Source organism: Marinimicrobium sp. UBA4209, from assembly GCF_002381585.1.
GTDB classification, from domain to species: domain Bacteria; phylum Pseudomonadota; class Gammaproteobacteria; order Pseudomonadales; family Cellvibrionaceae; genus Marinimicrobium; species Marinimicrobium koreense.
Window position 1 is genome coordinate 4,371 of the sequence record NZ_DFTP01000079.1, and the last position, 6,798, is coordinate 11,168.

Genomic DNA, 6,798 nt, shown 5'->3' on the forward strand with positions numbered 1-6,798 from the left:
CTTATCCGCCCTACGCGACCTGCCGTGCTATGCGTAGGGGCCGAGCGCAGCGGTAGGACACGCATCCGCCGTAACCGACCCGAAAAGCGTTATGCGAGTTGGGCTTTGACCCACTCGGGGACGGCGCTCAGGGCGCTGTCCAGCCCGCTGGGATCAGTGCCACCGCCCTGGGCCATATCCGGGCGGCCACCGCCTTTGCCGCCTACCTTTGTGGCCACTTCACGCATCAGATCGCCGGCTTTGATCCGGTCAGTCAGATCCTTGGTCACCCCGGCAACCAATGAGACTTTCTCACCCTCTACCGCCGCGACCAGCAATACGCCACTGCCAAGCTTGTTTTTCAGCTGATCGGCGCTCTCGCGCAGGGATTTGCTGTCGGCCCCCTCCAGCTTGACCGCCAGTACCTTGACCCCGGCGACCTCCTGAACCTGGTCCAGCAGGCTGCCGCTGCCCGCAGTGGCCAGCTTGGCCTTGAGCGCGCTCAGTTCCTTTTCCAGCTTGCGGTTCTGGGCCAGCAGTTGCTCGACCTTCTCCGGCACCTGCGGACGGCGGGTCTTCAGGGCCTGAGCGGTGCGGTCGGCAAGTGCCTCAACCTCATCAAACAGCGCCAGAGCGCCCGCTCCGGTCACCGCCTCGATGCGACGAACACCCGCCGCCACGCCGGATTCAGAGGTGATCCGAAACAGGCCGATGTCGCCAGTGCGGCGCACGTGGGTACCGCCGCAGAGTTCCACCGAGAACCCATCCCCCATGGTCAGCACGCGCACCTGGTCACCGTACTTTTCACCAAACAGCATCATGGCACCTTTGGTCTTGGCGCTGTCGATATCCATCTCTTCGACCTGAACATCGGTGTTGGCGCGAATCTGTTCGTTGACCAGCGCTTCAATCGCCTTGATCTCTTCGGGCTTGAGCGCCTCGAAGTGGGAGAAGTCAAAACGCAGACGCTCGGAATCCACCAGTGACCCTTTCTGGGTCACGTGCTCGCCCAGCACTTCACGAAGCGCCGCGTGCATCAGGTGGGTTGCCGAGTGATTCAGGGCGGTGGCCGAACGCACATTGCCGTCGACCCGGGCCGACAGCGTATCGCCCACCGCCAGACGGCCGTGCAATACCCGGCCAATGTGCAGATGGCTGCTCCCCTGCTTGTTGCAGTCACGCACCTCAAAGCGCAGACCACCGTCGGCTTCCAGGTAGCCGGTATCGCCCACCTGACCACCGGACTCGGCGTAAAACGGCGTGCGATCGAGCACCACGGCGCCCTCATCGCCTTCTTCCAGTTGGTCCACGAGCTGGCCGTCTTTCAGCAACGCCTGGATCTTGCCCTGCTCCGCAAGCTGGGTATAGCCCAGGAACTCGGTGGCCGGCAGGTCCAGCCCGGCCGAGGTGTAATCCACCTTGAAGCTGCCGGCCGCGCGGGCCCGGGCGCGCTGGGCGTCCATGGCCTGCTCGTAACCGGGCATATCCAGCGTCAGACCACGCTCGCGCGCAATGTCCGCGGTCAGGTCGACAGGGAAACCGTAAGTGTCGTACAGAGTAAAGACGATATCGCCGGGAATCTCGGTGCCACTCAGATCTTCCAGCGCCCCTTCGAGGACCACCATCCCCTTATCCAGGGTTTTGGCGAACTGCTCCTCTTCCAACAGCAGCACCTTTTCGATCTGTGCCCGTTGCTGGCGTAACTCCGGATAGGCATCACCCATCACCTCGGCCAGCGCGACCACCAACTGGTGGAAAAACGGTTGGGTCTGGCCCAGTTGGTGACCGTGGCGCACGGCGCGGCGAATGATGCGGCGCAGCACATAACCGCGCCCTTCATTGGAGGGCAGCACCCCATCGCTGATCAGAAACGCACAGGAACGGATATGGTCGGCAATCACCCGCAGTGACTTGTTTTCCATATCCGTGGCACCCGTCGCGTCGGCCGCGGCTTTGAGCAGGTGCTGGAACAGATCGATGTCGTAGTTGTTGTGCACGCCCTGCATGACCGCGGCAATCCGCTCCAGGCCCATGCCGGTATCGATGGAGGGGTTGGGCAGCGGCTTCAACTCGCCATTGCTGTGGCGCTCATACTGCATGAACACCAGGTTCCAGATCTCGATGTACCGGTCCAGATCATCATTCTCGCTGCCGGGTGGGCCACCAGGCACATCCGGGCCGTGGTCATAAAAGATTTCCGAGCTGGGACCACAGGGGCCGGTGTCCCCCATCTGCCAGAAGTTGTCTTCATCCAGGCGGGAGAAGCGCTCGGGGCTGACCCCCACCTCCTTCTGCCAGATATCGGCCGCTTCATCGTCGCTGATATGGACGGTCACCCACAACCGCTCTTCGGGCAGTTTGAGTACATCGGTCAGAAACTCCCAGGCGAACTTGATCGCGTCGCGCTTGAAGTAGTCTCCAAAGCTGAAATTGCCCAGCATCTCAAAGAACGTGTGGTGGCGGGCGGTATAGCCGACATTTTCGAGGTCGTTGTGCTTGCCCCCGGCACGCACACAACGCTGGGAACTGGCCGCACGGCGGTAATCCCGGTGTTCTTCGCCGAGGAATACGTCCTTGAACTGGACCATACCGGCATTGGTGAACAGGAGGGTCGGGTCATTACCCGGAATCAGGGAGCTGCTGGGGACAACGGTGTGCCCCTGCTGCTCAAAGTACTTCAAGAAGGCGTCGCGAATTTCTGCGCTTTTCATAGCGTATCCGTGGTTATCGAGATCAAAATGGGGCGATTCAGGGGCGGTCGAGCTGTTCCCGCTCTTCCTGGGTCAACTGGCGCGCTTCGCTCTCCAGCATCACCGGGATGCCATCGCGAATAGGGTAAGCCAAGTGGCTGGCTCGGCACACCAGCTCCTGCTTTTCAGCGTCGTACTCCAGTGGAGCCTTGCTCACCGGGCAGACCAGTAGACTGAGCAGTTTTTTGTCGATCATAGCGCCCCTCGGGGAATGAGGTAAAAGCCGCTATCTTACACCGGGGCGCGACTCCAACGCTACTGAGCGGCCCCGCAAATCAGTTGCTGGCCACGTCCTCTGGCATCGGCCCTACCAGGGTGGTCGGGTCGACCCGTCGATCGAACCAGTTCATGCGCCAGTCCAGATGTGGGCCGGTGGCCCTTCCTGTGGCACCGACTTCGGCGATGGTATCCCCCTGACCGACTTCCTCCCCCTCTTTCACCAGAATTCGGTGCAGGTGAATGAAGGTGGACGACAGACCGTGCCCATGGTCGACAATCAGGGTGCCGCCGGAGAAAAACATATCGTCGTGCACCAGGGTGACCACACCCGGCGCCGGGGATGCCACCGGGGTGCCCTGCGGCGCGGCAATATCCACCCCGTAATGGGGAGAGCGCGGCTCGCCGTTATAAAACCGCTGACTGCCGTAAACGCCGGTAATGATCCCGACCAGTGGCCACTGGAAAGACTGCGTAAAATCGGTACGCGCCAGATCATGCTGGCGAGCCTTCCAGGCGAGAGCCGCTTCGGCCCGGGCGCGCTTGACCTGTTCCGGGTCCGGAGTCACTGTACTCTGTGGAACACCCTCAATGCGCTGGATATTGTAATCCCGGGCTTTGACGGGGAATTCAAAGTGCTCGGGCTCCCCTGCCGGGGGTATCAGGGTCAGCTTGGCGGGCGACTCGGCATCCCGGTCGAGACCAATCACAAATTGGCCGTCGTCGGCAATCCGCACAGTGCGATCCCCCAGTTTCAGCTCGCTACCCGGTGTCACCGCGCCACGAATGACGGCGCCCTGCTGCCAGTCGCCGTGGTGGATTTCGAGGGCCTGGGCCGAGAGAGCCCAAAGCAGAGCAAACGGGAATGCGGTGAAATTTCTGAGCATGTAATGCCTCTGACATCATCAATGGATCATTTAATGAGCAGGTTAGCACGAACTTAAGTGATTGGGGCAACCACGTGATGCGGGGATGGGGTGCTGTGGGAGCGGCGGATGCGGGTCATACCGCTGCGCTCGGCCCCTACGGGTACTGCCGTGCCATCCGTAGGGGCCGAGCGCAGCGGTATGACCCGCATCCGCCGTTAACGAAAACGGCAGCCTCAGGGCTGCCGTTTTCGTTTCATACCATGACTGAGGATTGAGCTTACTGCTCGCCCACCCGCAATATTTTCATGGTGTTGGTGCCGCCCAACTGGTTGGAGTCACCGTTGGTGACAATCACCAGATCACCGTCACTCAGCACACCCTTGCTTTTCAGGATCTCGATCGCGCGCATATGATCCTGATGGCCCGGTGCCGAGCTGTCGGTTTCGAACGGTACCGGCTGGACACCGCGATACAGCGCCACGCGACGCTGGGTATCGATCCGTCCGGAGAAGGCGAAAATCGGCAACTGAGAACCAATGCGGGACATCAGACGCGGGGTCGCACCGGACTCGGTCAGCGAGATGATCGCCTTCACACCGCTGAGGTGGTTGGCGGTGTACATCGACGCCATGGCGATGGACTCGTCAATGGTCTGGAACTTCTGCTCCACCCGGTAGGTGCTCTGGCTGGCGCTCGGGTGCTTTTCAGCCCCCAGGATGATGCGCACCATGGCCTTGATGGTCTCTTCCGGGAAGTCGCCAGCGGCGGTTTCCGCGGACAGCATCACCGCATCGGTGCCATCAAGCACGGCGTTCGCCACGTCGAACACTTCGGCGCGGGTCTGCATCGGGTTCTTGATCATGGACTCCATCATTTGGGTCGCGGTGATCACCACCTTGTTCAGGGCACGGGAGCGCTCGATGATGCGCTTCTGTACACCAATCAGGGATTCATCACCGATCTCCACACCCAGGTCACCACGGGCGACCATGACCGCATCACTGGCTTCAATGATAGCGTCCAGGGTTTCGTCATCCGCAACCGCTTCAGCACGTTCAACTTTGGCTACCAGACCCGCACGCTCGCCACCGGCGGCCCGCATCAACTCGCGAGCCTTGTTCATGTCGTCCGCACTGCGCGGGAAAGACACGGCCAGATAGTCGACGTCGATATCCGCCGCGGTTTTGATGTCGGCCAGATCTTTTTCGGTCAGAGCCGGAGCCGACAGGCCACCGCCTTGACGGTTGATGCCCTTGTTGTTGGACAGCGGACCGGCAATACGGGTCACGCAGTACACGCGGTTGCCTTCAATTTTCTCCACTTCCAGCACCACGCGGCCATCGTCCAGCAGCAGGTTATCGCCCGGCTTACAGTCGCCTGGCAGCTCCTTGTAGTCGATACCAACCTGGTTCTGGTCTCCCTCGTCACGGCCGAGGTCCGCATCCAGAACAAACTTGTCACCAAGCTTGAGCTCGATTTTCTTGTCCTTGAAGCGTGAAATACGGATCTTCGGACCCTGCAGGTCGCCCAGCACGGCCACAAAACGGTCGTGTTTGGCGGCGATGGCGCGCACGTTTTCCGCGCGCTGTTTGTGCTCTTCCGGCGACCCGTGGGAGAAGTTCAGGCGAACGACGTTCACGCCCGCCAGAATCAGTTTTTCCAGCATTTCCGGAGCTTCAGAGGCGGGCCCCAGGGTGCTGACAATTTTGGTACGTCTTAACATAACTCTCTCTCAGTATTTATTACTTGGCTTGCATCAGCGCCAGGGTGTTATCCAACATGCGGTTGGAGAAGCCCCACTCGTTATCGTACCAGGACATGACTTTAACCCAGCGACCGTTGAAAACCTTGGTCTGCAGAGAGTCGTAGTTGGAAGAGGCCGGGTTGTGGTTGAAGTCGATGGACACCAGCGGCTCATCGCAATACTCCAGTACACCCGCCATTTCGCCTTCGGCGGCTTCCTTCATGGCGGCATTCACTTCCTCGACGGTCACGTCTTTGGAAACCAGCACGTTCAGGTCAACCAGAGAGACGTTGATGGTCGGTACACGAACCGCCATACCGTCGATCTTGCCCTTCAGTTCCGGCAGTACCAGCGCTACCGCGCGAGCGGCACCGGTTTTGGTCGGGATCATGGACTGAGTGGCCGAACGGGCGCGATAAACGTCGGTGTGATACACGTCGCTCAGGTTCTGATCGTTGGTGTAGGCGTGAATGGTGGTCATGGAGCCCTGCTCGATACCGAACTTGTCGTTCAGTACCTTGGCAACCGGCGCCAGGCAGTTGGTGGTGCAGGAGGCGTTGGAGATGATCTGGTCGGTCGCTTTCAGGGTCTTGTGGTTGACGCCGTAAACAGCGGTCGCGTCCACATCAGTACCCGGTGCGGAAATGATCACTTTCTTCGCGCCGGCTTCCAGGTGGGCACTGGCTTTTTCTTTGCTGGTGAAGATACCGGTGCACTCATACACCACGTCCACACCAAGCTCGCCCCAGGGCAACTTGCTCGGGTCACGCTCAGAGGTAATGCGAATTGCATCACCATTTACAATCATGTTCTCGCCATCGACAGATACTTCACCGGGGAATTTGCCGTGGACCGAATCGTACTTGGTCAGGTGAGCGTTCAGGTTGACGTCGCCCAGGTCGTTGATACCGACCACCTGAATGCGGTCGCGATAGTTGGATTCGTACAGCGCACGCAGCACGTTGCGGCCGATGCGGCCGTAGCCGTTGATTGCTACTTTAATGGTCATTACACATCTCCTGGTTACAATTCGGACAATCTAAAAGAGAAATTACAAACGCATTCAGGCGTGATCAGCGTGCCAGTTGGGCCGCTTCACGAGCCAGTTTTTCAATCTCGTCCCAACGCTTCTCGGCGATGAGCTCTTTGGGAGCCATCCAGGTACCCCCTACGCAGGCCACGTTGGGCAGACTCAGGTACTCGGGCGCCTTGGCGAGGTTGATGCCACCGGTCGGGCAGA

General features: G+C 60.1%; 5 protein-coding genes and 1 pseudogene. All 6 read right to left on the reverse strand.

Annotation, left to right across the window (positions count from 1 at the left end; all coding sequences use genetic code 11):
- Window positions 1-89: 89 nt before the first annotated feature.
- Window positions 90-2,690: an alanine--tRNA ligase gene (gene alaS / locus B3187_RS11825; RefSeq protein ID WP_286806658.1), complete on the reverse strand. Its 2,601-nt coding sequence runs from the start codon at window positions 2,688-2,690 to the stop codon at window positions 90-92.
- A 37-nt stretch (window positions 2,691-2,727) separates the two neighbouring features.
- Window positions 2,728-2,925: a Trm112 family protein gene (locus B3187_RS11830; RefSeq protein ID WP_024459779.1), complete on the reverse strand. Its 198-nt coding sequence runs from the start codon at window positions 2,923-2,925 to the stop codon at window positions 2,728-2,730.
- Window positions 2,926-3,004: 79 nt separating this feature from the next.
- Complete coding sequence (locus B3187_RS11835; RefSeq protein ID WP_123637049.1) at window positions 3,005-3,832, reverse strand: M23 family metallopeptidase; 828 nt, start codon at window positions 3,830-3,832, stop codon at window positions 3,005-3,007.
- 259 nt (window positions 3,833-4,091) lie between these two features.
- Entirely contained in the window at window positions 4,092-5,537 is a 1,446-nt protein-coding gene (gene pyk / locus B3187_RS11840) for a pyruvate kinase (RefSeq protein ID WP_286806661.1), read from the reverse strand.
- Window positions 5,538-5,556: 19 nt separating this feature from the next.
- Entirely contained in the window at window positions 5,557-6,567 is a 1,011-nt protein-coding gene (gene gap, locus B3187_RS11845) for a type I glyceraldehyde-3-phosphate dehydrogenase (protein WP_286806663.1), read from the reverse strand.
- A 64-nt stretch (window positions 6,568-6,631) separates the two neighbouring features.
- Window positions 6,632-6,798 (reverse strand): annotated as a pseudogene (locus tag B3187_RS11850) (keto-deoxy-phosphogluconate aldolase); the annotation flags it as partial.